At 35.0% G+C, this 25886-nt stretch carries 30 protein-coding genes and 1 pseudogene; 13 read left to right on the top strand and 18 right to left on the bottom strand.

Going from position 1 to position 25886, the window contains the following annotated elements; all coding sequences use genetic code 11:
* Window positions 1-152: 152 nt before the first annotated feature.
* A complete protein-coding gene (locus KI363_RS19350; protein ID WP_188856832.1) occupies window positions 153-1478 on the bottom strand; it encodes a sensor histidine kinase in 1326 nt (441 codons plus the stop codon).
* 1 nt (window position 1479) lies between these two features.
* Window positions 1480-2166: a response regulator transcription factor gene (locus KI363_RS19345; protein WP_077604258.1), complete on the bottom strand. Its 687-nt coding sequence runs from the start codon at window positions 2164-2166 to the stop codon at window positions 1480-1482.
* 249 nt (window positions 2167-2415) lie between these two features.
* Between KI363_RS19345 and KI363_RS19340 the strand changes: the two genes are divergently transcribed.
* The 7 genes and pseudogenes from KI363_RS19340 to KI363_RS19315 all read left to right on the top strand — a co-directional run bounded on the left by KI363_RS19340 (window position 2416) and on the right by KI363_RS19315 (window position 7221).
* Window positions 2416-2625: an SHOCT domain-containing protein gene (locus KI363_RS19340; RefSeq protein ID WP_212967334.1), complete on the top strand. Its 210-nt coding sequence runs from the start codon at window positions 2416-2418 to the stop codon at window positions 2623-2625.
* 81 nt (window positions 2626-2706) lie between these two features.
* Complete coding sequence (locus KI363_RS19335; RefSeq protein ID WP_188856835.1) at window positions 2707-3717, top strand: DJ-1/PfpI family protein; 1011 nt, start codon at window positions 2707-2709, stop codon at window positions 3715-3717.
* A 15-nt stretch (window positions 3718-3732) separates the two neighbouring features.
* Window positions 3733-4167: a DUF2269 family protein gene (locus tag KI363_RS19330; RefSeq protein WP_188856836.1), complete on the top strand. Its 435-nt coding sequence runs from the start codon at window positions 3733-3735 to the stop codon at window positions 4165-4167.
* Window positions 4168-4194: 27 nt separating this feature from the next.
* Complete coding sequence (locus KI363_RS19325) at window positions 4195-4809, top strand: DUF2306 domain-containing protein (protein WP_188856837.1); 615 nt, start codon at window positions 4195-4197, stop codon at window positions 4807-4809.
* 811 nt (window positions 4810-5620) lie between these two features.
* Window positions 5621-5788 (top strand): annotated as a pseudogene (locus tag KI363_RS22425) (transposase); the annotation flags it as partial.
* Window positions 5789-5835: 47 nt separating this feature from the next.
* Window positions 5836-6240, top strand: a complete 405-nt coding sequence (locus KI363_RS19320) for an RrF2 family transcriptional regulator (protein ID WP_188856838.1) — start codon at window positions 5836-5838, stop codon at window positions 6238-6240.
* Window positions 6241-6315: 75 nt separating this feature from the next.
* A complete protein-coding gene (locus KI363_RS19315) occupies window positions 6316-7221 on the top strand; it encodes an NAD(P)/FAD-dependent oxidoreductase (RefSeq protein WP_188856839.1) in 906 nt (301 codons plus the stop codon).
* Between the two features lie 329 nt (window positions 7222-7550).
* Here KI363_RS19315 and KI363_RS19310 read toward each other — a convergent pair whose 3' ends face one another.
* A complete protein-coding gene (locus KI363_RS19310; protein ID WP_212967333.1) occupies window positions 7551-7907 on the bottom strand; it encodes a helix-turn-helix domain-containing protein in 357 nt (118 codons plus the stop codon).
* A gap of 598 nt (window positions 7908-8505) precedes the next feature.
* Here KI363_RS19310 and KI363_RS19305 point away from each other — a divergent pair.
* The 4 genes from KI363_RS19305 (at window position 8506) to KI363_RS19290 (ending at window position 11118) form a co-directional block, all read left to right on the top strand.
* Window positions 8506-8928, top strand: coding sequence for an RNA polymerase sigma factor (locus KI363_RS19305; protein WP_212967332.1), 423 nt, complete (start codon window positions 8506-8508; stop codon window positions 8926-8928).
* Entirely contained in the window at window positions 8925-9155 is a 231-nt protein-coding gene (locus KI363_RS19300) for a helix-turn-helix domain-containing protein (RefSeq protein WP_212967331.1), read from the top strand. Before KI363_RS19305 ends, KI363_RS19300 begins: the two co-directional genes overlap by 4 nt.
* A gap of 551 nt (window positions 9156-9706) precedes the next feature.
* Entirely contained in the window at window positions 9707-9907 is a 201-nt protein-coding gene (locus KI363_RS19295; RefSeq protein WP_072741228.1) for a DUF3173 domain-containing protein, read from the top strand.
* A gap of 26 nt (window positions 9908-9933) precedes the next feature.
* Window positions 9934-11118, top strand: coding sequence for a site-specific integrase (locus KI363_RS19290; protein WP_212967330.1), 1185 nt, complete (start codon window positions 9934-9936; stop codon window positions 11116-11118).
* Between the two features lie 162 nt (window positions 11119-11280).
* On the opposite strand, the gene KI363_RS19285 is transcribed toward KI363_RS19290, so the two are convergent.
* The 8 genes from KI363_RS19285 to KI363_RS19250 all read right to left on the bottom strand — a co-directional run bounded on the left by KI363_RS19285 (window position 11281) and on the right by KI363_RS19250 (window position 17844).
* Entirely contained in the window at window positions 11281-12489 is a 1209-nt protein-coding gene (locus KI363_RS19285) for a tyrosine-type recombinase/integrase (RefSeq protein ID WP_212967329.1), read from the bottom strand.
* Window positions 12482-12688 carry a DUF3173 domain-containing protein gene (locus KI363_RS19280; protein ID WP_212967328.1) on the bottom strand — a complete coding sequence of 69 codons (207 nt, stop codon included), beginning with the start codon at window positions 12686-12688 and terminating at the stop codon, window positions 12482-12484. Before KI363_RS19280 ends, KI363_RS19285 begins: the two co-directional genes overlap by 8 nt.
* Window positions 12689-13100: 412 nt before the next feature.
* Window positions 13101-13355, bottom strand: a complete 255-nt coding sequence (locus tag KI363_RS19275) for a helix-turn-helix domain-containing protein (RefSeq protein ID WP_212967327.1) — start codon at window positions 13353-13355, stop codon at window positions 13101-13103.
* Window positions 13339-13776: an RNA polymerase sigma factor gene (locus KI363_RS19270; RefSeq protein WP_212967326.1), complete on the bottom strand. Its 438-nt coding sequence runs from the start codon at window positions 13774-13776 to the stop codon at window positions 13339-13341. The genes KI363_RS19275 and KI363_RS19270 overlap by 17 nt, the downstream gene beginning before the upstream one ends.
* A gap of 350 nt (window positions 13777-14126) precedes the next feature.
* Window positions 14127-15110 carry a magnesium transporter gene (mgtE, locus tag KI363_RS19265; RefSeq protein WP_212967325.1) on the bottom strand — a complete coding sequence of 328 codons (984 nt, stop codon included), beginning with the start codon at window positions 15108-15110 and terminating at the stop codon, window positions 14127-14129.
* A 47-nt stretch (window positions 15111-15157) separates the two neighbouring features.
* Complete coding sequence (locus KI363_RS19260) at window positions 15158-16366, bottom strand: YhgE/Pip domain-containing protein (protein ID WP_212967324.1); 1209 nt, start codon at window positions 16364-16366, stop codon at window positions 15158-15160.
* A gap of 53 nt (window positions 16367-16419) precedes the next feature.
* Complete coding sequence (locus KI363_RS19255; RefSeq protein WP_212967323.1) at window positions 16420-16995, bottom strand: TetR/AcrR family transcriptional regulator; 576 nt, start codon at window positions 16993-16995, stop codon at window positions 16420-16422.
* 171 nt (window positions 16996-17166) lie between these two features.
* On the bottom strand, window positions 17167-17844 hold the full coding sequence (locus KI363_RS19250) for an alpha/beta fold hydrolase (RefSeq protein WP_246516958.1): 678 nt from the start codon (window positions 17842-17844) through the stop codon (window positions 17167-17169).
* 303 nt (window positions 17845-18147) lie between these two features.
* Between KI363_RS19250 and KI363_RS19245 the strand changes: the two genes are divergently transcribed.
* Entirely contained in the window at window positions 18148-18732 is a 585-nt protein-coding gene (locus KI363_RS19245; RefSeq protein WP_212967322.1) for a TetR/AcrR family transcriptional regulator, read from the top strand.
* Window positions 18733-19040: 308 nt separating this feature from the next.
* Entirely contained in the window at window positions 19041-19172 is a 132-nt protein-coding gene (locus tag KI363_RS22295) for a DCC1-like thiol-disulfide oxidoreductase family protein (RefSeq protein WP_212967335.1), read from the top strand.
* A gap of 57 nt (window positions 19173-19229) precedes the next feature.
* Here KI363_RS22295 and KI363_RS19235 read toward each other — a convergent pair whose 3' ends face one another.
* The 7 genes from KI363_RS19235 to KI363_RS19205 all read right to left on the bottom strand — a co-directional run bounded on the left by KI363_RS19235 (window position 19230) and on the right by KI363_RS19205 (window position 25716).
* A complete protein-coding gene (locus tag KI363_RS19235) occupies window positions 19230-19421 on the bottom strand; it encodes a hypothetical protein (RefSeq protein WP_212967321.1) in 192 nt (63 codons plus the stop codon).
* Window positions 19422-19751: 330 nt separating this feature from the next.
* Window positions 19752-20747, bottom strand: coding sequence for an IS4 family transposase (locus KI363_RS19230; RefSeq protein WP_306345199.1), 996 nt, complete (start codon window positions 20745-20747; stop codon window positions 19752-19754).
* A 42-nt stretch (window positions 20748-20789) separates the two neighbouring features.
* Window positions 20790-20963, bottom strand: coding sequence for a hypothetical protein (locus KI363_RS19225; RefSeq protein ID WP_212967319.1), 174 nt, complete (start codon window positions 20961-20963; stop codon window positions 20790-20792).
* 397 nt (window positions 20964-21360) lie between these two features.
* Entirely contained in the window at window positions 21361-23004 is a 1644-nt protein-coding gene (locus KI363_RS19220) for an alpha/beta hydrolase family protein (protein ID WP_212967318.1), read from the bottom strand.
* Window positions 22985-24202, bottom strand: coding sequence for an MFS transporter (locus KI363_RS19215; protein ID WP_212967317.1), 1218 nt, complete (start codon window positions 24200-24202; stop codon window positions 22985-22987). The genes KI363_RS19220 and KI363_RS19215 overlap by 20 nt, the downstream gene beginning before the upstream one ends.
* Entirely contained in the window at window positions 24202-25257 is a 1056-nt protein-coding gene (locus KI363_RS19210) for a tetratricopeptide repeat protein (protein WP_212967316.1), read from the bottom strand. The genes KI363_RS19215 and KI363_RS19210 overlap by 1 nt, the downstream gene beginning before the upstream one ends.
* Window positions 25258-25263: 6 nt before the next feature.
* Complete coding sequence (locus KI363_RS19205) at window positions 25264-25716, bottom strand: hypothetical protein (RefSeq protein ID WP_212967315.1); 453 nt, start codon at window positions 25714-25716, stop codon at window positions 25264-25266.
* Window positions 25717-25886: the final 170 nt, after the last annotated feature.

Raw genomic sequence — 25886 nt, 5'->3', positions numbered from 1 at the left:
TCATTTTTCGGAAATCATCGTTATACCGTTTCCCATTATTTTTCTTACTCATCGGACACATCCTCCTTAAAAGTCATTGTATAAATTTAACTTAGATGTGTCCATGAAACTATACTAGCATCACTTATCTAGTTAAGGTTTATTATAAGTTATCAAGCACTAGAAGAGTGAGCTGGTATCCAACCTCTTATCAGTGCACCACCTTCTGAATGGTTATCTGCGACAAGGTCACCCCCGTGTCGTCTAACAATCCTTCTTGAAATAGTCAACCCTAACCCGGCCCCTCCGGTTGAACGGTTTCGCGATGCTTCACCACGATATAGTGGGTCAAAAACACGATGAATCACTTCTGAAGAAAAACCTTTCCCCGTATCTTGAACAGTAAAGACCACTCTGTTACCATCCTTATAGCATTGTATGAAAATTTTACCAGCGTGTGGTGTATGTCTGACAGCATTATCCAATAAATTATTTATGGCACGCTCTAATAAATACGAATCGCCCATGATCATACAATCATCTTCGAAATAGTTTGCGATAATAGAGATGTTGTTTTGCTTTGCTAGTGGATTAAGGCTGTCAATCGATTTCTTTAATAAAATAGGAAGATTAACCGTGTTTTTCTTGAGATCCATCTCCAAATATTCCGCCTTTGTAAATGTAAAAAGATCCTCTACAAGACGGGCCAATTGTGATGACTTTTCCTTACAAACGGACAGATACCTTGCTTGTTTATCTGGAGAGTCAGCAATTCCTTCCTCTAGACCATCCAAATAACCTCGTAAGGCGAATAATGGTGTCCGTAAATCGTGGGCGACTGCAGCAATGATAAATCGGCGTTCTTCCTCCAATTCCACTTGTTTTTGCATGGATTCCTGGAGACCTTCTGTCATTATTTGAATTCCGCCATATACTTCCGTAATTTCTTTGATCGGGGACTCAGGTAATTGGACGTCCAAATCTCCTTCCGCGACTTGTCGGACTGCCAAGCTCATTTTCTCAAGTGGGTTGAGAATAAACCTTCTCATGACATAACCGATGATAAAAAAAGCTAACAATAATCCTGTAAATGCTACAATCATCTGAACCCCTCTTGAATTTGGCTGAAAAATCATTACTCTTCCAACTATGCGACCATCTTTCATAATTGAAAACTGTTCTGCTCGCGTAAATGAGCGAACTTTCTTAGGGGAAAATTGGAAAATCTCTTGATTTGATTCGGTTAAAATTTTTACACCCATATCCTCTGCTTGTAACTTTCCTCTTAAATTTTCTTGCCATTGGGGGTCAGACCATTTTTCTGTATTTGTTTCAATGAGGTGGCTCATTTTATTTAAATCTTCCTTCTCAGCTTCATTCGTATCGAAACTAAGTGATTTTGTTGTTAATAAGTGGGCCGTTACGTAAAATACCCATGGCAACATCAAGATTAAAAGCAAACTAAATATAGATAATGTACGAATACGAATTGATCTCATTTTATTCTCCTTTAAAACGGTAACCTATACCCCAAACATTAAATATATATTTTGGTTTGTTTGGATCGTACTCAACTTTCTCACGTAGGCGGCTAATATGGACACGGACAGTATGTTTATCGCCAATTCCATCCCAAAATTTATCAAGTAATTGATCATAAGTAAAAACAATTTGCGGATGCTCGGCAAACAGTCGCAATAATTCATATTCTTTTGGTGTAAGTGAGATATATTTTCCCTCTACAAATACTTCTCTTGTGGATAAATCCAAAGTGAGACCACCGTAATCCAAGATTTTCCCGCTAAATCCCTTCTGGGAACTAGAGCGTCGCAATACAGCTTTCACTCGGGCAATAACCTCACCCGGAGATGCGGTTTTAACTATATAATCATCCCCCCCAATTGCCAACCCACGAATTTTATCTACATCATCACTGAGAGCGCTCAGGAAGAGGATAGGAATGTTACTCTCCTCCCGTACCTGCCGGCAGAACTCGAAACCATTTAGTCCCGGCATCATGATGTCAAGAATGATGCAATCAATTGTAACCTGCTTAAGTACGGACAGTGCTTGATCGCCGTTATAAGCAGTTTTTACATAGAAACCGTCATTTTCCAAGAAGTCTCTTAATAGTTCAACAATGCTTTTATCATCATCTACAACCATAATCGTCTGTTTTTCCTTCACAAAATCCTACCTTCCCTTCGATGCTAGTTTAAGAAACGAACCTTCCATCGAAATCTACTTTCAGTATATCACTGTTTCAACAATGACTTAAATCACTGTTTTTGTGATGGATTGTGATTGTTTTGTGACCTTTTTGTACAATCATTTGAGACATTTAAAGGTTATTCTTTAATTGTGAAGTTGATAGGCGAATGTTCACTATAAATAAAGTATTTCGCCTCAATTTACTATTTGAAGGGAGGTACACATATGGGTTTCGAAACATTCTTTCCATTCGGTGCTTTGTTTTGCCTTACACTTTTCTGCTTTATGGCGGTTCGAATCTTTGAAATTCGCTATCGTTATAAAGATTCCAATCAGAAAGACAGGGACATAACCATGATTCTTAAAAATCGGTTAGCCAAGGAAGAAATTAATGAAGCTGAGTATCAAAGGTTGAAAGAGCTTCTTACAAAATAAAAGAACAATTCTTGTGGCAAGGGCTCAAATTAATTGCCAGAAAGTTTGATTAAAATTTTTAAAAAAATGGAGGACATATGTATGAATGTTCAAATTGTGTTATTTGATGGATTTGATTTATTGGATGCAATTGCTCCTTATGAAGTGTTTGTTGCAGCTGGAATGTACTCAGAGGAGGAAATAATAGTTAAACTAGTTTCCGCTGAAGGTGAACGAATGGTGACAAGTGGGGTGAATCAATTACAACTCCAAGCAAGCGGCAAAATTGATTTATCCTCTAAAGGAATCATTCTTGTACCAGGGGCATCTGGTTCTGTTCATGATAATGGGCCAGATTCCATTCCAGTAAAATTAAAAAAAGCCACTGAAACCGAGTTAAATAATCTACTACGAGAAGCAATGAAGAAAGCCGATATTTTACTTTCCACAGTTTGTGGCGGATCTCTCATTTTAGCAATGGATGGTTTATTAGAAGGCCGCCATGCAGTAACGCATCATATGGGAATGGGTCTTTTGAGTGCTACCAACGCTATTCCAGTTAATGCCCGTATCGTAGATGATGGCGATCTTGTTACTGGCGGTGGCGTTACTTCAGGGCTCGATGTTGCGCTTTATTTAGTTGAGCGAGAGTTAGGTTCCCGTATAGCACATGCTGTGGAACAACTATTTGAGTACGAGCGCAGGGGCACAGTTTGGAAAGCTGAAGGACATGCACCTAAAGAAAGCAAACATGAAAATCCAATGGAAACGACAAGTTCTCGCTCCTCTAATCAAACTGATACTGATAAGAGCTTTAATTTCCAAGGAAAATGGGATACTACGATTTCCACTCCTATTGGCGATCTTTCCGTTTTATTAGATTTATCTTCTGAAGATGGTCGTATAGTGGGAACTGCAAAACAAGGGGATAATATTGCTACGCTGGACAACGCTGTACTGGAAGGGAATCAATTAAAATGGTCCATGAAAGTGACGAAGCCTATGCGTCTTACATTAAAATTTATCGTTTCTGTAGATGGAAACAATATGTATGGTGAAGCAAAGGCTGGTATGCTTCCCTCATCCAAATTAATGGGACATCGTATATCTTAAGGATGGAGTTGTATTATGTATTCATTTATTGTATTTGCTCATGTATTAGGTGCTTTATTGCTTGGTAGTTTTCTAGCTTTTCCATTTGCGTTTAAATCTCTTTTGTCACGATCAGGTAATGAATTGAAAATAGCTGTTAAAACATTAGTAGGCTTTACCCGCTTTGCCCATTATGCATTAATTTTGTTAATCATTACAGGAGGATGGATGGTAATGGGATATGCCACTTATCCTTCTTTGTTATGGGTGGTGCTATCATTAATCCTGTTTATGCTGATTGGTGCCTTGATAGGTATGATACAAAATAACTTGAAACGAGTTATTTTTGCTGAGGATCCTGACAATGCGTTACAACGAAATAAAGCCAAACTTAATACACTCGGTTGGTTTACATTTCTGCTTATTTTTACTGTTGTTTTTGTTATGACAAATCGCAGTTTATTTTCCTAAATATTAGAGAAGAGGATAACGATAAAAATGAAAAAGAACATTTGGATCATTTTTTTAATCGTATCGTTCATGTGGGTCATGCATACATTTTCAAAAAATTTCATGGTCGATCCCACTTTTCAGAACTTTCTTGCTAGAAAAGATGAAGTTCTAACCAACGAATCATTATGGATACTTATGATCAGATTACATATCATTTTTGCTATTATCTCACTAATCACTGGCCCCTTGGGTGTGATCAAGAAATTACGAATTAAATCTATCCAATTTCATCGTTGGAATGGTCGAGTCTATGTACTGTCTATTTTGTTAAACTTTATCCCTGGTGTTTACGTTTCTTTTTTTGCAACAGGAGGATGGTTGAGCACCATTGGATTTCTCGTTTTAAATACACTATGGTTTGGTACAACAATTCTAGGCTTTATCAATATTAGAAGAAAAAACGTGATAAAGCATAGTTCATGGATGTTAAGAAGCTTCTTTCTTGCCTTTGCCAATATGTTCATCTACATCATTGTGGCCATTTCACACAATGCCTTGCAATTTTCATATGGTACTTCCTACACAATTGCTGTATGGCTATGTTGGGTGATTAGTTTATGCATTGCAGAAACCATGATAAGAAAAAAAGTATTTATATAATTGGATATTAATATTAATGTGGTGTACGAAGAAATCTATGGTGCTGATTTTTCCACACGATAATCCCAATGCCCAACTTTAGAAAAGTATAGAATAAGTGTTACCCAATATGATTAACCTGTCAAACTTTGAGATTCTTGATATGAAAGAGAGTGAATATAATTACAGATTCTTAATAAAGTCAAATACTTCACCACCTTTGAAGCTGGTGGATATTCTAGTGTCGCTGGTTTACCACCAATTGCAAGATCATTTTCAGAGATATGGGCCTTTTCATATATTTTTGAATGGTTCAACCCTATCCTACACAATTTTAGTGGTGGGTTAGACGTTGTTCAGCATGTATTTTTGATTGTAGCCGCTTTAATTTTTATAGCTTTACTACCAATCGTTTATAAAAGAAAACTTTTAGTTAAAAGTAGTGGGGGACAGTAATTGACAGTGTGCTATTTAATTTAAACACGATTCAGCATTGAAAAATTAAAAAAGAGGGGTACCAACCTGGAGGGCACTGAAATAGTCATCTTGGGAAAATCATTGCAAGAATGGAAACGACTTATCGTTTTCCATTCTCGCTTTTTCATCTTGGAAGCCGTGGATTTCCGTTCCCAGCAGACGCTTTTCTACGGGGCTTTCAGATCGTGCTGTTCCCGTGGGAATTGCGCCTTCCACTCCAATCCACTATTGTCTAATCCCCACTAACGTTCTTTCTCGATTAAAAAATGACTCTTGTCCCGTATACTCAAATTAAGAAAATGTAGGTGGTGCGCCCAATGATTTAAAACCAGAGACCCTTAATCTAAGTCCATACATGGCGATATACGATATCGTCGTCCCAAAAGATAATATGCTTCGGCAAATAAATGAATTTGTTGATTTTTCTTTCATCCTTGAGGAGCTCAAAGCAAAATACTGTTTGGATAAGACCGGAAAGCAATCCCTCCCGGTCATTGAAGAAACTTATTATTTGACTTTAAAACCAGAATGGATATTATAGAGTTATTAAGTCTTTAATGAGGTGGTAATATGAGATTAACAAAAGCTACGAACTATGCTCTCCACACCATGCTTTTTTTAGCTGTTAATCCATCCGATGAGCATATAGGTGTGGCAAAATTGGCTGAGCGCCAACAGGTTTCAACGACATATTTATCTAAAATACTAACAAAGTTAGTAAAGTCGGGTATGATTGAATCTGTCTCAGGTGCAAATGGCGGCTATAAATTAAAACCGGGTGGGGAAGAAGTTTCATTACTCGAAGTTATAAAAGCTATTGAAGGTTTGACGCCTATGTTTGATTATTGTCTCAACCACAATCCTGATTGCTTAATTCAGAAAGCGATTGAATCAGCTGAGGAAAAGCTTTTGGATGAATTGAATCAAACACGTATAGTTGACTTGGCTAACAAAATGAATAAGACATCTATATAAATCATGATGTCTTTTACCCGAATTATAGATATTAAAACTCTATTATATATATTAAAGATATGGAGGAAAATAATGATGGAGAAATATGATTGTATTGTAATTGGTGCTGGACCTGCCGGATTAAGTGCAACCTTAACTTTAGGAAGAGCGCGAAGAAAGGTTACCATATTTGATAATGGAACAAATCGAAATCGTGTAACTCAGGAGTCACATGGTTTTTTAACAAGAGAGGGAATTAAACCTCAAGAATTCAAAAATATTGCAATGAAAGAATTAAAATCTTATCCTTCTGTTTCAATTTCGAATGAAACAGTTATTGAGGTAAATAAAGATGATCAAAATGATTTATTTTTAATCAAGTCATCAAATAATAAAACTTATATAACAGAAAAAATACTGTTAGCTACCGGTATTCAAGAAGAATTTCCCTTAACACAGATTAGACAATACTACGGTAAAAGTTTATTCAGCTGTCCTTATTGTGATGGTTGGGAGCTTAGAGACAAGCCGTTAGCTATAATTGCAGAAAATGATGAACACATTATTCATATGACTAAATTGGTTTTTAATTGGTCAAAAGATTTAATCGTTTTTACTAATGGTCATCAACTATTCAACAAAGTACGAAATGATTTTGAAAGTAAAAAGATTAAGGTTTATACAGATGTTATTGAAGACTTACATGGAGATAATGGTAACTTAGAAAGTATTGAATTGGAATCAGGTGATAACATTCTAAGAAGTGGTGGCTTCGTAGTTCCAAGTTTTTATCGCCCAAATAAATTTGCTGAACAATTAAATTGTCAATTTGATAAAAACGGAGGAATTATCACAGACGGTGCTGGACGAACAACAGCAAATGGGATATATATTGCGGGAGAAACCGAAAAGGCAGAGTCCTCTTCTTTGATAATTGCTTCAGCCGACGGCAACAAGGCTGCTTCAAGTATAAACATGGATATAACATTAGATAGATTTTAATATGTAAGCTGATGGGCGATTACAATTATCAAGTATAACCAATCTATTTAAATCCTTTTATATCAATAACTAATGCGATTATAAATGGATAAATTGTAATCGTATTTCTTATTGCATAAGTATTATTTATTTTCGTTAATAGACCTGCTAATAAGAAAGGAAAGTCGGCATTTTCCTAAATTTCTAACATTAACCAAAAATTCTAGTTGAATAAAATTGAGACATTTGTCTTGACTAATCATTTATCACTTTTGGTTAATGGTAAAAATATAAGGCTAATAAGGGATATGAATTGAATTGACAACAATACCCAAAGATAAATAAAGAATTTATTTCTCCCCTGCTTTTTTAGATTCAAGTATTCCTTTGGCAACACTTTCCATAATAATAAGGTCTTGATCTGTTAAACTATCAAGTTGTTTTTCTAGCTGCCTTCTTCTGCTACTTTTCGTCACTTTAGAAGCAGGTAAGAAAAACTCGTCAACGGATACATTTAACAACGATACAAGATCATAAAGTACTTGTATGCTAGGATGTTGCCCTTTGTTCTCAATATTAGTTAAATAACGTGGGTCAATTTCTATCGATGCCCCTACCTGTTCTCGGGTTAAACCTTGTTTTGTACGTGCTTCTTTTATAGCAAGTCCAAACACTTTAAAATCATATTTATCTTCTTTTTTACGCATAATAAACCACCCCTATACATTCTACTGTTCCTATTAAATTAGAAACAGGTATAGGAAAACGTACTATGTATTTACACAGTTCATGTTGTGTACTTCATACAATAAAAGATACTGCCATACGGCAATAAAAAAAACCGTTATCTGGCAGTACCCTTTTCATGCCTAAAATAATATTCCCTTTCCGGACGACGGTTTAAATAGCTGCCGTCTCTCTTTTTATACAGAATTTATAAATGGTGTATGGTGTATGAAGTTTAATCTTTTTTAAAAAGATGACGGCTCCTAGGAGGTAGTCGTCATGCAATATATTGTTATTCAACAATGTTTGATTTCTGACCCCTTATTAAAAAAGGTTATTCATCTACCCTAGATAAAAACGCTCATAAATGTGGTTTTTTAAAACATATAGGACGAACTATGAAGACACATAAACAGACTGAGCAATCTGCTTATGTGTCTTTTTCGTTTGCTGAAAACTTTTTTAAAAGTTTTTTTCAAAATATGCAACAAACAGCCCTTTCGTGTCGGGACTTAGTACGAAAGGAAATAATAGAGCAGAACTCACTTCCTTTCATGGCGAGAAAGGAGGTGAGAAATCATGAAGCCATCTTCTTTTCAGACTACCATAGAAAATCAGTTTGATTATATCTGTAAGCGCGCGATGGAAGATGAACGCAAAGACTATTTCAAACATTTGTCGAGAATTTCAAAACAAGAAGTTTCCTTCTCTGATACAGGGGATTATCTCGTCAATCAGTTTTCTACTATCGATAACTATTCAGGTGATTTACAGATCTTCACATTGAACGGTTTTAGTATTGGTGTGGAAAGTGATTTGTTAAGTGAAGCATTACGGAATCTGACGGATAAAAAGCGTAAGATTATTTTACTTTATTACTTTATGGATATGAGCGATACGGAAATTGCAGAGTTATTGAAATTAAATCGTTCAACAGTCTATCGTCACCGAACTAGTGGACTAGCTTTTATTAAAAAATTCATGGAGGAGAGTACAGAATGAAAACAAAATATCCTATGATTCCCTTCTCTCTTATTGTAAAAGCGAATGATGGTGATACAGAAGCAATTAATTATATTGTAAAACACTACAGAGGTTATCTTTCAAAACGCTCCCTTCGATTAATGAAAGATGAATACGGAAATTCACACATGATAGTTGATGAAACGTTACGCGGTAGATTGGAAACTAGATTAATTACCAAGATTTTAGCTTTTGAAATCAAATAATCAATTCTCCATTCGCGGAAGCGTGTTGGAGCGTTCACGCTTCCTGATTAGTAGTTTGTCATTCTATTAAAATATGCTGTCTCGGTGTATTTTAATAGGCTGACAAGCCAATGTTCTTTGACAACTGAATAAAAAGTGATCGAATACATTTCGGTAGAGATTGAGCCGACGGACTGATACGCCATGACTTTGCAAATAATGCAAAACGAGCGATTGTTTTCAGCGATCCGTAAGTGTCTTTTGGACAAGTCACTGCCATGACTTCTCTATCGTGATAATGATACTCCTATACAGCCACAGCCCGAGCGTTTAGAGCGTCACAGGCAATGGGTATAGCTGCATGCGAACCATGCAGGGGTGAAATTCCCGTGAGCTTAACCAAAGCTGTTCGATTGCTTATATATCATTGGATTTGGGAGAAGTTGTAGTTCATGCCACCATATAAAAGTATCTACTCTAGATGCAACTTAAAATTCATTTATTTTAAATAGTGCGTTATAATTATAGGCGAATATTGAAGTTTTCCTAGCCTATAATGGAAAGGAGTATCAATGATAACAGTCACTAAAAAAGACTTAATTGAGCTAGGATACGGAACTTCTTTTTCAGCAGATATCATTAAAAAAGCAAAAGAATTAATGATTACAAAGGGACATTCCTATTATGAGTCTAGGAAGCTAGATAGAGTCCCTCGTGAAGCTGTAGAAGAAATTCTTGGAATCAATTTTTCAGATGACAACAGGTCTGATTAGTTTTTGCACGGTAAGGAGTAAAAACTATGGCTAAAGACCCGATTAAAAAAGCGAAAAATGGTACTTACTATTTTCGTGCAAATTTAGGATATGATTCTAAAGGGAAAAAGATTCAAAAATATCGTAGTGGATTTACTACTAAAAAAGAAGCAAGAGAAGAATACTCGAAGCTGCTGCTTATGAAACCAGAAGAATTAAGTGAAAACAAGAACAAAATGTTGTTTGAACATTATATCTTTGAGATTTTTCTTCCTTGGTATAAGACACAAGTAAAGCTCAGAACGTATGAAAATCGTTTACCAAGTATTAAGAAGCACTTTCCTTACTTTTACAAAATGGCTGTTCCTGATATTGAGCCCATTGATGTACAAAATTGGCAACTGAAATTATCAAAAAACCTAAAATCTTCATATGTAAGAGCAGTTCAAGGGTTGTTTTCTGTTGCTATGGATAGAGCGATTGTATTAAGCATTACAACAACAAATCCTTCTAAGATTATTGGAAATGTAAAAAAGCAAAAGACAAAGATTGACTTTTGGACAAAAGATGAATTTGAAAAAGTAATCTCTTTCATTTTTAAAGAGGATTACTACCAACATTTCCTTTTTGTTTCTTTATGGTTCTTGTTTATGACAGGAATGCGAATCGGCGAAGCTACCGCCATTCAATGGGAGGATGTTGATTTTGATTCGGGGATACTAACCATCAACAAAAATCTTTATTACAAAAACCAAACAAATTACAAATTTGTTGAACCAAAAACAAAAGCAAGCGTTCGACACATTGTGCTTGATGAGTGTACATTAAATATTTTATCAGAATGGAAAAATGTGCAACAAGATCTTATCAAGACAGATTTTGTGATGAGTTACAATGGCATTCCAACACAAAAACATACTCTCGCACATGCTATTGAGCGTTACGCTAAACTAGCTGGGATTCACCGAATTAGAATTCATGGATTACGTCACTCTCATGCTTCGTTACTTATTAGTATGGGAGAAAACCCGCTCATCATTAAAGACCGTCTAGGACATGAAGATATTGAAACGACTTTAGGAACATATGGACATCTTTATCCTAATAGTAACTTTGAAGTGGCTAACAAACTAAATGGAATCATAACATTCAAACAAGCTAAACAAAACTATGATTCCTCACCGAAAAATCAATTCACTGTTGACTATTTAAGAAAACAAAAAGTGCAATAAAAGTGCAATGAAAAATAAAAAAGAGCCAAAAACCCTTGATACACAAAGGTTTCTAGCTCTTCTACAACTACTCCCACTCCAAGTTTGCAGGTGGCGTCAAAACGTTGCTATATCAATGTTCTTCGCACCTTCAAATTGTTTTGGCGGGGATTCTGGCGGAACTTATTTTTTTATTGCTTGATTGCCATTAAATGAAATACCTGACTTTTCTGCGGTCTGTATTTTTATATTACCTGTCATTTCTTCGGCGATAAGTTCATCTACTCCTGACCACATATGTGAATAATGTTTTAACGTAATCTCTGGACTGGAATGCCCCATACGCTTCGAGAGAATTAAAACAGAGATGTTAAATTCATTAATTAGATAAGATGCATGCGAATGTCTAAGCCCTTTAGCTTGAATACGATGAACATTTGCAAGCTTTGCATAACGTTGAATGATTCTAGCAATTGTCGATTTAATCATTGGCGTTCCGTCATAACTAAAAACGAAATCGTCAATCCCTATTTTTGATTGTCGCTGTTTCCACTCTTTTAAAATTTGTATCGTATCCTCATCTAAAGAAATGATTCGCTTTCCATCCTCTGTTTTTGTATAAGCTTTTCGTTTCCAATCATTTTTATTTTTTAAATACAAGGAATGATGAACTCGAAGCCGTTTGTTTTGGAAATCAACATCTTCCCACCATAAAGCTGTTCCTTCATTCACACGTATCCCAGTCATGAAATACGTCCATAATATTACAAAACATAAATGTTCATAAAAATCATCCAAACAAATCACAGAAATAACTTTTTCAAACTCTGTTTTTGTCCAATAAGGAACAACTGCTTTTCCTTTGGCGATTGCTTTCACCTTTTTAGAAACATTCACTTCTAAATATTGCATATCAACTGCCATATCTAGACTTTTACGAAACATACCAAATACCAAACTAGCATATGCCTGGGAATATCCTGCCCCTTTATCAGAAAGTAACCAGGTTCGATAACGTTGGACATCTTCTACAGTTAAAGAACGAAGCTCAATGTTTGAAAAGCGATCTCTCATGCTTTCTAAGGTTCGTTTGCGAACGTAAAAAGTACTTTCTTCCACTTCTGTTTCATAAGCTGGAATGTACACAGTGTCCATGAATTGACCATATGTCATGTGATAATTCCCATAACCATTTGCTTTATGGTATTCATTTTTCACCCGTACCAATTCCTTATAAGCTTGTAAAGCAGAAGTAAACTTTTTTCCTTGTTGATTTGTACGTCCCTTTTTACGAAGCCGCTTTCCAGTAATGCGATCCGTTCCTAACTCCGTTTCATAAAAGTATTGTCCATTGTTATCAATATAGACCCCTGCATATTTGGTTTTAGCCATGACTGTCTTCCTCCAATTCTAGTTCACAACCTAGAATCGATTCGACTGTCATTTTTGGTACACGCCCTAAGCGTTTATTATTATAAAATGGATACCCTTTTTGTACCATCATTTGCTTAGCTTGTCTAATAATTCGTATTGAAGTATATTTGGGGTACCCAAGCTGAATTAAATCATCTTTTGTAATCAGTTCCTTCATTAATATATACCTCCTTTTTCATCAACAGAGGAATACATACTAGAAACAACGATTCACTAATCTATTTAAAAATCAGACGGCTGTTGGTTACAGCTCCACGGGAATTTCACCCCTGCAAGTATTTCTTCCAGCCCCACTCATAGCTTGCGACGCTTTGAACGCTCGAACCATGACGGTAGGGGAGTATCATTATCTATACTGATGGGTTATCGCCAGCAATCCACCACGATTGCATTAGATTCACAAATTACCGCTCGTTCCTAACGAAAGTCATGGCGTATGAATCAAGTGGCTCATCATCAGTAGAACGTATCTGATTTTTTGTTTATACTGCACGGCGTTATCTTCCGTGCTTTCTTTGTCAAAGAACAAATATATGATGAATGAAAGGGAAAACCTAACCATTCTGTATTCAAATTTTGAAAGCTAAAACAGATTGCATAAGCTTCGCTCGTAAGCGTTCGCGTGTATCTTCATCGATGCCCCAATAAGTGTTTCCTTGTTCATCACGGAGCTTACGCATGGATAGGCTTGTCATATAGCTTCCATAATGTAGAACAACTACTTTCATTGCTTCTGGCTCACCCTTATTTGCAGCTAAAATAATTGGGTACGGCAATAAACCACGCTCGTTGTTTTCAACATTAGAATTAATCACTCCATTCATCTGCATGTTCCTCCAAAAATCGTTTTAACCTTTTGAAAGAGCTTGTCCGCCTATACTGAACTGTACTACGTGGAATATCGAGTAGTTCAGCTATTTCTACATCTGATTTGTCAAAAAAGTAGTATAGTAGGACAGTGATACGCTTTTCTTTTGGCAAAGTACGCAGCGCTTCAGCAAGTAATTTCGGAGTGATTTTCTTTCCAGCCACTTGAAAACTTTGCCCTTCTTCTCCTTCATATTGCTTATCTAATGTATAGAGCTGATTTTTTTCTTGTGGTGTAAGATCCGAAAATGTCATTTCCTTTGCTTGTCTCTGCTGCCTTTCGTGGTAAATATTGATTGCTTCATTTTTCAATACTCGTTTACAAAAGGCGTTAAATGCACAGCGAACTTGCCACTCGGTACGATCTGGTTCTATCATGCATTTTCTCTCCCTTCGCAACTGCAAAGGAGGGTGATGATTTCCCCTTTCATAACCTTCAACAAGATTTTTTGTGAAATGCCAACTAATGCTGAAAAAATTTCGAAAATATATAATAGAAAAACCCAACTGAACTTAATCCAGTTGGGAATAAACGTAAATATATTGTTTTAGACATTGTTTATAGCCAAATAATCCCAAAGTAATCCAAAAGATTTCTTGATAAATCAAATGGTATTCTGTCACAAGCTATACGATACGCATCATATTAAAATAGTAAGTTTACAGATTACCGTTATATACGGTATATGAGAGACCTTTAAACCAGTTCCGGGAAGGCATAAAATATATCATACAATTTTCGAGATAAACATCGTCGCAATACCGAAGTATATAAGCAAAGATAGAATATCATTGATCGTCGTAATCAGCGGTCCAGAGGCGACAGCAGGATCAGCTTTACATTTATAAAGAATAAGTGGAATAACCGTTCCAGCAAGTGTCCCGATAATTAAAGTAGCCAAGAGCGAAATGCCTACGACAAATCCAAGCATTGAACTTCCTCTCCAAACATAAGCGACAATTGCAATAATAACGGCACAAGTGAGCCCAATAATGACCCCGACCAATAATTCTCTCCATAAAAGCTTAGTCGCCTTTTTCAGATTAAGTTTTTCTGATACAAGACCACGTACAATAACAGCTAGTGATTGTGTACCTGTATTACCTGTCATCCCGGCAATCATCGGCATAAAAAAGGCCAGTGCAACTACCTTCTCTAATGTTTCTTCAAAACGTTCAATAATTCCACCTGAGATAAGCCCAATAAATAATAAGAGAATAAGCCAGGGGAGTCTTTTACCAGCCGCTATGATTGGACTGGTGTTAAAATCGATTTCCTTCCCCGAAGCTGTGATCATACCAATATCTTCATCCGCTTCCTGGTGAATAACATCGATAATGTCTTCTACATGAACAATCCCCAGTAATTCTTTGTCGCTATTCACAACGGGAATAGAAACGAGGTCCTTATCACGAAAAATCTTTGCAGCTTCTTCTTGGTCTAAATCACTTGGAAAATAAATCAGATCTCTTTTCATTACATTAGAAAGTTTAGACATGTTTGGTGCTTCGAGTAACTCACGTATTGATAACACACCAGTTAATTGTTTACTTGTATTAACAATATAAACATAATGAATATTTTTCTTCCCTTGTACCTGATTTCGTAGATGGCTTATTGCTTGTTCTACCGACTGTGATTCTTTTAAAGAAACATACCCTTGTTTCATTAATGTACCAGTGGTTTCGATTTCGTATATATTGTGATTCATCTTAGGTTCCTCCTACTAAAAATAAACTCTGAAAGGGTAGGGGAAGTTTAACTATTCACCGTTGCTTTTTGTGTTTTGAATCGATCCCATATAGAAAATAGAATTTGTATGGTAAGAGCAAGCCCTAACAGTACAACAATAATAATGGCCAAATGTTTTAAGTCAGAACCAAGATTTCCTCCACCATAAATTAAACTGAAATAGCTGTTTACCCCATACGTTGCAGGTAGTAATTTTCCGAGCTCAAAGTAAAAAGATGGTAATAATTCACGAGGTACAATAGCCCCCGAACTAACCAATTGAGTCGCAGTTAACGCAATGTTAAAAATCATTCCAGGATTTCCAAATAACATCACGAAAAGTTGAGAGATCGCTAAAAAGCTAAAAAGCAATATTGCTTGGAATCCCCATAAAGCCATAAAATTATAATCTAGCTCAATATTAAATAGGTACATGAGACAAACAGTTAATAATGAAATACCAAGAGCGAGTAGAATATTAATAATTTGTCTGCCAAAGAAAAGGGAAAACCGACCATGCTCCTGTTTTAATCTTCCGTTTGTAATCTGCAAATACTGACTAATTAACATAGCACTAATATAAGATGCCAATACAATTAACAGCGGAACCATGGTAATCGCAAATCCCTCTTTTTCATTTGTTTTTTCTATATTAGCTTTCAAAGGATTCACTTGCGTATTTTCCTGGACCAAATCTACTACCTGACTCGCTACCTCTTCGATAATTGCTTTCATTTCTTCATTTGGAGCTTCTGCTGCTACCATTGGTGGAATATTTTCCGCTATTTGCGCATCTATGGTTTCCCGAACTTGTCGATTGACTTGGCTATTTAATGTATTAGCTGCCTTTTCCATCATTTGTTTCGTTAAGGTAGGGGCAGATTGGTTAATAAAATAATCTATTGATACCGTTTCATTGTTTTGTAGTTGTTTCATCATATTATCTGGAATATGAATAAGCATGTTCACATTTCTCTCATCTAACTCTTGTATTGCTTCCGTGTATTGCTTATATTCTTTTATTTGAAATAAATCCCTATCTTTTATTTCCTTTACAATTTCTTCCCCGAGTTCTTGGTCATCATTTACAATGCCAATGGAAAATTGATCTGTTCGATCATACACACCGTCATAACCGGTTAACCAGACAACAACAAAAATAAGTTGAAAAGCAATTGCAGCAGCAATGCCTAGCAGCGTTTCTTTTTCTTTAAAAAAATTTTGAAGAACCTTCATTTTTATTCCTCCCATAATAGAAGTAAGTACATACTTTCATATTGTTAAAAAAATTACTGAAGCATTTTTATAAAAGAATTAATATTTTTATCAATAAAATCATCAATTGATAATTCTTCTGCTTCAGAGTTAATTTTTGTTTTCATTAAAAAATAACCAAAATTAATAAATACAAAGTTAGTTGCGATAACATAAGAGTCAACTGTGTTCATTTTTCCTTTTTCAATCATTTTAGTAAAATAATCAGTTATAATCTCAGTATATTTTCGGGGGATTCGTTTTAATAATTCGTCCAAATCTGCAAACTGTCCTGTTTCTTTTAAACTAAGCAAAATAACTGTTCTCTTTTGCTCCAATAAAGCCTGGTACTCTCTTACTAACATTTTCAGATCTTTTTCAATGTCCCAAACTACTTTTTCTTGAAAAATTGATTCGATTAAATCAATTAGTGCATACTTCTGTATAATTGCATCAACAATTCCTTTTTTATTACCGAAAATTCTAAATATAGTAACTTCATTCACGCCGGCTATTTGAGCAAGTTCTCTTGTAGTTGCTCCTTTATATCCCTTTTCATGAACGAGTTCTACCATTGCTTCCACAATTTTATCTTTTGTTGAAAGCTTCAAATAGCTCCCCTCCGAACTTATATAAACAATTATTTAATAGCTTAAATTTACTTAGCAAGAAATATATAATAAGTCGACTGACCGATGTTATTATGTTCGATTACATAGCATGTATTTTTGTGCTCTTTAAAAATTCCTCAATAGAATTCCAAAACTCTTTTGGTTTTTCTATCATTGGACTGTGACCACTATTTTCGATAATTTGAATTTGAATCTTTGAATTAAGTTGGGGACATTTTTCCATGGATTAATCGGAGAAACTTTATCTTGATCACCCCATAAAAGTAATACTGGGCATTCAATCTTAGTTAAAATAGTTGTAGCATCATATCTATCGGATTCTTTGGCTAATCGAATCATATTTAAAAAGCTACGTCTATTACTAAAAAATTCAGATAAACCTTCAAGTCGTTGTTCAGAAACGCAACTTGGATCTACAAATAATTGTTTCTTTAAAGCCCGGAACCACTCTTTACTTTCTTCTTTATTACTTTTTTTAGGTGGTCCAATCCCAAGATTCATGCTTCCCATTCCTGGTGCCCCACTTGCGATTATTGCTTTTACCTTTTCAGGAATTAAAGAAGCCAATTCTAATGCAAGTAAGCCTCCCATGGAATTACCTACAATGATTGCTTTAGTATCGATCGATTCATTAAAAAAATTTAATAATTGTGCTCGCAAATCACTAATTTTTCCTCCATAAGCAGCGAGTGCCTCCGACTGTTGGATAATAGTATAGTCCGTTTTAGAAAAGTATGAGATTGTATTTTCCCATATCCAATCTCCAGCAAATAATCCAGAGATAAATACAATCGGAGTACCATTACCGTCTTTTTTAAAAACCTCCATAAAATATCCTCCTTGCTCACGAACATGACTGTCGGTCAGTCATTAAGGTAAATTATAACTACTTTAAATAATTAGTCAAGCATTTTTTCAAAAGTAACTTCAGCTTCCTTAATTCCTTAATTTCTTTATAACTTTACGATAGCCTTGTGTATACAAAATCTTTGCCCTAAAATAATCTGATTACCCCAAAATTAGTCCTAATGATGGGCCAGAAGAGGACTCATTAATACAAGCTTAGTTTCAATATTATTCCTTTTATGATAAACTTCATTAAGATGAAGTTGTGCTTAGGAGGTAAAAAAATTGATAGGTAAGCCAGAACGTTTTATGGAAATATTAACTGCTGCACGTAGTGTTCTAGCAGAAAAAGGATTTGATGCTACAAAGGTTTCGGAAATAGTGGAGAGAGCCGGTGTTGCGAAAGGGACATTCTATCTATACTTTCCTTCTAAATTAGATTTGGTTTTTGCTTTAGTTCGAGAAATGCGAGAAAAGATTCTTCTTGAAGCAGAAAAAGTTATTGGTTCTCAAAGTAGTAAACAAGAAGAGTTAATTCAAGTTATAAAGGCTGCTTTTAGTGTTATGGAGAATTATAATGATGTTTTTCCAGTCTTCAATGCAGTCAGTGCTTTTAAAACAGAGCATTGGAAGGCTGAAAAAGAAATTCGGCGACCTTATTATAGTTTTTTAAAAAGTTTAATCGAAAGCGGTCAAAAATCTGGAGAATTTAGGTCTGACTTGAATACGGAAATGATCTCATCATTAATTGAGGGGATGGTAGAACATGTTGCACATGAATGCTTTGTTTATGATTCGATGCTTCAAATAGATGATTATATTGATACTATTAATCAGTTATTAAGTAAGTCTCTTTCCAATAATGATTAATTATTATTTTTACACTTTTTAACATGCTATATAAGTTGGATTAAAGTTTTTCATATAACTGTTGCACATGCTTAAAATCAGTTCCGAAATAAACCGAAATTCTTTCGTTCAACATATATAGAACAAAACCTATATTTTCCCACAAAATAGTCAATGTAAAAACACTTGTTTATTTTTATATTGGGATGTAGTACTTCAATTATAATGCCTAACTGTCAGTTTGTTTTTTAAAAAATATGAGTAATACCTTTGAATCAAATTATTCTGGAATCAACAAATTTTATTAGGAGGATTTTTACGTTAACAGAATTATTTTATTTGATGGAGAATGTAATTTGTGCGATGAAAGCATACAATTTATTATCAATAAATATCCACACGGTCATTATAAAATAGTTAATCGTCAAAGTGATATTGGTGCGTTCATATTCATTAATTAACTTGCCTAATTTTTGGCTATTTGAATATTTAAAGGATGATTCATCCCATTTTTCCCACTAATCTGAATCATCTAATTCATTTTGATTCAACAGTATTTTCAATCGGTTTGCGGTATAAGTGGACATATGAACGACAACCTCCTCTCCCCGAATAAAAAAGACTGCGCTTCTTCCCTTGAACTCCTTGAACAGCCCAAGGGCAACAGTCAACCTCTCTCCATATGATGTAACAGTCATATCCATTACCATTATTCTTCCTCCTTCCAATAAAATTTGAGCATGCAACCTAAACAAGTAGCTCCCACCCCCAAAAAAAAGACTCCCACTCAGGAAGCCTTTGAAAACACAAAATCTCGTGCAAGAAATTCTTCACAGGACAGCGGGAAAGGGGTATTGAACCTTATATTAACAATATACCACTTATTTTCCCCATAAAAGTACACTAGCTTTGCAAATAACACCCAAAATATGGTAAATGTTTTCGACGGGAGTAGCCAGTTAACGGTCGACAGCTTAAAAAAGGCCGCACGAAACTAAGACGCATACGGTTACCAAGTTATTTACTTAGCCGTCGGTCAGTTAGCCTACAATCTGTTTAACTGGCTTGTGCTTTTTCGGATACTTCCTCGGCCTTCCCGGTTTTCCTTTTTTGCGCCTTCCTTTAGAGGTTCTTGTTGGGTCGCGGTGAAGAGCTTTGAGAAACTCTTCCCATGTATCGGACCAATAAATGCGCATTAGCTGCAGTACCTGCCAAACTGTTTTGTCAGTTCCTGTCATGATCTTGATAATCTCACACAGTGCATAGGCAATTACTGCCAACCATAGCTGACTCCAAACTGCCTCCGGCTTATGGCTGAAGAGCTTGACCAATTTAAGATGTTGCTTGACCCATTTGAAAAAGAGTTCGATTTTCCAGCGCATCCGATAGATGTCAGCAACCTGTTCGGACGACAGGTCCCAACGGCTGGTCACCACACGATAGGTGTTATTTTCCTCATCCTGGTACTCTACCAGGAGGAGGACAAATGAACGGTCGTTTTTGAGATCCTTGATTTCCACATCCGCGTCTTTCAGGATATGGTTGTCCGGATCAACTTCACGCTCTTTCAACACCTTTGTCCTAGAACCCTTTTTTATTCGGGCCACAAACTTCACATCATCCTGGAGCCACTGCCAGTAGTGGGAATAGTTGATGTACCCTCTGTCAAACACATAGGTGGCGTCCTTATCAACAACGAGATCAACGGCAACTTCCTGGTCAGATACCGCCGTGGTGGAAGCAATAATCCCTTGGGGATAACTTGTATCCTCATTCAAGATAGCCAGGCGTAGGTGAATTTTCACCCCGTTCTTATCCTTGGATGAGTAGGCCCATTCCCCAGCTTTTTGAGGCAGGGTGATTTCACTTGAGTCCACTACGGCAAGCGGACCAATATCCATGACATTCTGCACTCCCCGATGATGGGCGTCAATACAACCGAAAAGACTTACGGACAGTTCCTGAAGAAGGCCAATAGGAAGCTTTTCCAGTTTTCGGTACATTGTTGATTCGTGAATGTCTTCCAAGTCAATCAGCTTTTGGAGCTCGTCATTGGCTCTAAGGTTCTCCTGTGCATTTCAAAGGGAGAGCCGCTGATGTAGAAAGGCTTCAACAAATATCAGAATAGCTTTGCCGGACAAAAGCTTTTTGGCACAGTGGTCCAAAAAGGGATGGCGATAATTTTCCAGGTTTAATAGGCGCAAACAGTTTTCAACTACGGTAGAATTGGGTAAAGGTTGTTGAACAACCATTTTGTTCCCTCCTAAAGTTGAAGTTGGTGGTGGTAACCACGCATTTTGCGTCTTACTTTTTCTTTAGGAGGTTTTTTGTGTTCTTAAACCTATTTTTGAGTCTTAGATCTGTTAATGGAATATTTTGGAATCTTTTTGCAAATCAACTGATAAAAATACGTAAAAAGTATGCAAAATGTCCATTACCCTTTATTAGAGATGGTATTTGATTTTTTTGGATTTGAAAGTGGTGGGCAAAGCCAGCTACTTTCGGGTGGAGAACCCATAAATGCACAAAATCGGTTGGGAGAAAAGTGAACCGTTTTCCTCCGACTAATTAATTGAGCCGACTCAATTGATAATGAAAAAAGGGAGGTTCAATCCACCTTCAATAAAATTATAGGATTTTTAAAAATATTTAAAGTAAGCTCTTAAGTATAAAATTATGCCTATTAACTTTTTCAATATAATTACTAGGTACATGATCTGTACCTTTTTCGGTATACAGAACCCATTCAAGTTGCTTTGATTGAGCTTTTTGTACCATCAGTTTACTCTCTTCATAACTGAGAACACCATCATATTCTCCCTGAATTATATTCACTGGAATTGAAATATTCTTAACGAAATTTTTATCGCTAAATAAATTTGTAATTTCATTTGTACTAAACCGTGATTGAAACCATTGGTATTCCTCATTATCTAATTTATTTATATGATTGCTCATATTTACTAATGGGGCTACAGCAACTATCTTCTTAAAAAAAGACTTAGGATCACATCCTGCTAATAATGCTAGAGAACCACCAAAACTAACACCAAATAAAGTAATATCCGATTTTCGTAATTTATACCGACTTAAAAGAAATTCACTCGCAGTATAGATTTCCTTTAGAACGTTTTTCCACTTTTTCCATATGGATTTTTTGGAAACAATGCTTCTGTAAGCGGAGCCGCTGTAATTTAGTACCAAAACCGATAAACCTTGTTCCACTAGTTTTCTATATACTCCATTATATCGAAATTCATTAAATTCAAATGATTCCGGTCCCCCATGTAACGAGATGATAGCTCCTCTTACCAAAACGCTTTTAGGTTCAAATAAAATGCCCGAAAATTTATCATTTATGTATTTTGTTTTAATGTAATTTACTGAATTAACTGTTCTAAATCCCAAATAAATTTGTCCATCTTCAGTAATATATCCCCATTGTACACCTTCTGATAATCCCATTAATTTTATCATAACCCGATTTTTAATTTGAGCATGAAATTCTATAGAACATTGGTATTCGGTTTCACTTATAATTTGTCCAGTTCGATAGTTTATATTAAGAAGGACATTGATACCTTCCTTGTTGCATAAACATAAGACAACTTCGTTGTTTATTATTTTGGATACAATTAAAGGATGTTCCAATTTCATTTCAAATACGGTTTTACAAGAGGATAGATCAGTGATAGTTAGAAATTCAGTATTATTTATTATGTTTTTATTTGCAATCAGCTCTCCAAAACGACAGAGGTAATTATCTAATGAAATAATATCGGAAGAAAATATAGTGGCTGCATATCCATGACCAGGCTTTTCTCTTAAAGTTAGGTAATTCTGACTTTTAGAAGATATGACTTCTATGTTGTCATCCAAATTATTAAAAGGGACAGTGTCATATTTAGTGTCATTTTTAATACTTATAGTGACCAATTTGTCATTATCTGCATACATTTGGACATAAAGAATTTCTTCGTTTGAACTGGGAAAGACATTATAAATATCAACTATGTTAAATTCCTTAATATACAAGGTATTTATAGAAATCTCTTCAAGGTCATCATTTCTTCGGCTAATCTTTATCGAGTTATTAGATATATCTAAATAAAGAATAAGAATAATCGGTTTTGTCTGAAACGTGATAATAGCTTTAAACTGGTCGTTTAAAGCTACTAATTGTTGATATCGTTGATTTATAATGCTTGAGTCATTAATAAATATAGCTTTGTTTTTCAGGCCAAATGATAACAAATAAGGGTCGAAAAAATCATTATTTTGCAACTGAGACACATTGATCACCTGCTATTGAAGTTTGTTTTATATATTTATAAAAAAGTGTAAAAAGTAAAGCATTAATTAAAGTCAAAAGTGCACAAGCTAAAAGAGCAAAATCTTGATTAAGGTTGTATAAAAATCCGCCTAGTGTGCCTCCTATAGCATCTCCGATAAAAAAGGACGATTGCGAGAAACCATATAACATACCTATTGCATATTTCGGAAACATATCTAGCTCTAATAATTCTTGGGAAATTATGGATCCTGCCATAAAAAATGCTCTTAATATAAGAATCAAAGGTATGACTATACTAGGAAGATTTAATATAAATAATAATGTAACAATACCAACAAATAATTCTGATAAAAAGAATATTTTTGTTTTATTTTCATTGATTTTTTTTCCGCTAAACATTGGACTGCTGATTACCCCACAAATACTTATAAGAGCCATATAAATACCAATTAAAGATACCGAGACTCCCTGATTGTTTAAAATAATAGGCAAATATGGAGCTAGCATGCTTACAGTTAATCCCGCAATAACCCCAAAAGTAATCACACCAACTAACAATCTTTTAGATACTCTTGGTTTACTATTAGTTTTTTCCTTTTCCTTAGTATCCTTTTTATTCGTTTTTTGAATTTTAGGAATAAATAAAAGTGAACTAAAACATAAAATAGCAGATAGAATTAAAACTACTGGAAGGGGTTTTGAAAAAACTAAGGACACTCCAATTACAGATATTCCAGCAATAGCAGTACCTATGGATGTCCCAACGTTCCTGCTTGTTTCCTTTAATGAAACAATCGCTGGGCGGTCTTCCTGTTCTCCGATTGAAAGGATCCAATGCCTCATTGAAACTATTACAAGTGAAGCTCCAATTCCAGCAATAAAACCTGAAAGACCTGCAATTACTATAGAATTTGTGATAATCCTTAAAAATAGACCAATAGAGTAAAATATGACTCCGGTTCTTAGAGCAAAAGATGGTGAAAAAATATCGCCTAGTCTACCTGTTAAGAAAGAAAGAACACCTGCCACAGCCATCATTGTATAGGAAAATCCATATAAAGGAAGCGCATGCTGTTCATTAAACCATAAAGCATGTACTGTTTTAGAAACATACATAGCTAAATAGAATAAAATACTAAACACTAAAAAAGCTCGTGCCGAGGCGTATTTACGAAGAGTTAAAGTTAAGTTTTTCATTATATTACTTCACCTTGTTCTAACATCTGAATATTTACTTTTAAATTTTCATTAGTTGGAAACCGTTCTATGCAAGATCGCATTATATCAATAGCTTCTTCTTTTTTCCCTAAATTAAATAGACACTCAGCTTCAATAGTGAATAAATCGACATATTCCTGATCATTTAAGGATAATACATCTATCCTAGTGTCTTTAATTAGTGAATAACATTCTTGATATTTATTATTAAGTGTCATCGTATAAATCAAATCATATAAATATTCGAATTTTTCATTGGAAAGTTGAAAAGCCTTTAAGTAATGACTTTCAGCTAGTTGGAAATTTTCTCTTTGTGTATATAAATATCCATAAATTGAATAGATCTCTGGCAAATTAGGATTTAGTTCGCTTGCAACATTTAATTGCTTAATTGCAACTTCTTCATCCCCATGGTTTAATAAAAGTTTAGCATATTCAAGTCGATTTTCCGGATAATACGGATCAATCCTTATTAACTCCTCAAAAGCCAAAGAGGCTTCTTCAAATAAATTCAATTTCGTATAACATTGTGCTAAATTATATAATAAAACACTTTCATGAAGAGTAACCTTATTTTGTAAAGAGGTATTAGTTCTAAGTTGTTTTATCCCATTTTTAAGTATACTAATCGCTTTTTCTATTTGGCCTCTCTTAAACAGAATCAAGGCGTACCCATTCCTATTGAAAATTTTATGGAAGTCTTCTTCTTTATCATCGAATAGACTATATGCTTCTTGAAGAAGATTCTCGGCCTTTTGTAATGATTGAAGATACCGAGGATGGTGCCTCGTATACAACATAGAAAGAACATAGTTAGCATCGATAACTCTGTTAAATTTTCCAAACTCTTTACTTTTGTATAGATAATAGGCTGCTGTCTCGGTTTCTCCTATCTGTGTATAGGCGATTCCTAAGTCATATAAATATTCATCATTCTTATTTATCTCAAGTATTCGTTTTAATAACTTTATGCTGGTCCATGCATCTCCTACAGATAAAAATTGTAAGGCTAAATCATGAACTTCATTTGTCATGTGGTTCTAATTTAATTTTTTTAGTTCTAATTGCAAAGTATTTTCAATCGGATCATTGAAAAACGGTAGATGGGATTGGTGCCCATAATAGGAAACCTCACCAAAATTTTTGTTAGTTAATATTTTTAAAAATCTCGCGGATCCAGGATCTAAAGCGTTGACGTTATAGATATATATTTCCAAATTTTCTCCGATAAAATTACGAATGGACCGCAAAAGTGAATATAGCTGCCTTTCAACCCTATCAATAGTATAAAAGCGAAGTTGATTTTTATAATCTTGAGCTTCCGTTAAACTCCTTTTATCCATCTTTTTTATATCCATACATATCGGGTATATTAATCTGAAATCTTCTTTTTCGAATTGTTCGTGAGGTTTATAGCTTATTTTCTCACATAAGCAACGTATCACATGAAAACTTGATAAATATTCTGTTTTGAGGTTTATTGAAATTTTCACTTTAATCTCCTCTTTGTAAGTTAATATATTATTTGAAATACCGTTTGATGCTAGTATAGTTTCATGGACACATCTAAGTTAAATTTATACAATGACTTTTAAGGAGGATGTGTCCGATGAGTAAGAAAAATAATGGGAAACGGTATAACGATGATTTCCGAAAAATGATT

Source organism: Lederbergia ruris (assembly GCF_018332955.1).
GTDB lineage: Bacteria > Bacillota > Bacilli > Bacillales > Bacillaceae_C > Lederbergia > Lederbergia ruris.
This window is presented reverse-complemented; position numbering and strand designations above follow the sequence as displayed.

Coding starts and splice junctions, on each gene's coding strand:
- KI363_RS19325 (WP_188856837.1), top strand. CDS start 4,195: ATGAAAAAGAACATTTGGATCATTTTTTTAATCGTATCGTTCATGTGG.
- KI363_RS19235 (WP_212967321.1), bottom strand. CDS start 19,421: ATGGTAATGGATATGACTGTTACATCATATGGAGAGAGGTTGACTGTT.
- KI363_RS19280 (WP_212967328.1), bottom strand. CDS start 12,688: ATGAAGGAACTGATTACAAAAGATGATTTAATTCAGCTTGGGTACCCC.
- KI363_RS19270 (WP_212967326.1), bottom strand. CDS start 13,776: ATGATAGAACCAGATCGTACCGAGTGGCAAGTTCGCTGTGCATTTAAC.
- KI363_RS19320 (WP_188856838.1), top strand. CDS start 5,836: ATGAGATTAACAAAAGCTACGAACTATGCTCTCCACACCATGCTTTTT.
- KI363_RS19260 (WP_212967324.1), bottom strand. CDS start 16,366: ATGAAGGTTCTTCAAAATTTTTTTAAAGAAAAAGAAACGCTGCTAGGC.
- KI363_RS19305 (WP_212967332.1), top strand. CDS start 8,506: ATGAAGCCATCTTCTTTTCAGACTACCATAGAAAATCAGTTTGATTAT.
- KI363_RS19285 (WP_212967329.1), bottom strand. CDS start 12,489: ATGGCTAAAACCAAATATGCAGGGGTCTATATTGATAACAATGGACAA.
- KI363_RS19330 (WP_188856836.1), top strand. CDS start 3,733: ATGTATTCATTTATTGTATTTGCTCATGTATTAGGTGCTTTATTGCTT.
- KI363_RS19350 (WP_188856832.1), bottom strand. CDS start 1,478: ATGAGATCAATTCGTATTCGTACATTATCTATATTTAGTTTGCTTTTA.
- KI363_RS19250 (WP_246516958.1), bottom strand. CDS start 17,844: ATGGAGGTTTTTAAAAAAGACGGTAATGGTACTCCGATTGTATTTATC.
- KI363_RS19335 (WP_188856835.1), top strand. CDS start 2,707: ATGAATGTTCAAATTGTGTTATTTGATGGATTTGATTTATTGGATGCA.
- KI363_RS19295 (WP_072741228.1), top strand. CDS start 9,707: ATGATAACAGTCACTAAAAAAGACTTAATTGAGCTAGGATACGGAACT.
- mgtE (WP_212967325.1), bottom strand. CDS start 15,110: ATGAATCACAATATATACGAAATCGAAACCACTGGTACATTAATGAAA.
- KI363_RS19340 (WP_212967334.1), top strand. CDS start 2,416: ATGGGTTTCGAAACATTCTTTCCATTCGGTGCTTTGTTTTGCCTTACA.
- KI363_RS19290 (WP_212967330.1), top strand. CDS start 9,934: ATGGCTAAAGACCCGATTAAAAAAGCGAAAAATGGTACTTACTATTTT.
- KI363_RS19300 (WP_212967331.1), top strand. CDS start 8,925: ATGAAAACAAAATATCCTATGATTCCCTTCTCTCTTATTGTAAAAGCG.
- KI363_RS19310 (WP_212967333.1), bottom strand. CDS start 7,907: ATGCGTAAAAAAGAAGATAAATATGATTTTAAAGTGTTTGGACTTGCT.
- KI363_RS19215 (WP_212967317.1), bottom strand. CDS start 24,202: ATGAAAAACTTAACTTTAACTCTTCGTAAATACGCCTCGGCACGAGCT.
- KI363_RS19210 (WP_212967316.1), bottom strand. CDS start 25,257: ATGACAAATGAAGTTCATGATTTAGCCTTACAATTTTTATCTGTAGGA.
- KI363_RS19315 (WP_188856839.1), top strand. CDS start 6,316: ATGGAGAAATATGATTGTATTGTAATTGGTGCTGGACCTGCCGGATTA.
- KI363_RS19225 (WP_212967319.1), bottom strand. CDS start 20,963: ATGGTTGTTCAACAACCTTTACCCAATTCTACCGTAGTTGAAAACTGT.
- KI363_RS19275 (WP_212967327.1), bottom strand. CDS start 13,355: ATGAATGGAGTGATTAATTCTAATGTTGAAAACAACGAGCGTGGTTTA.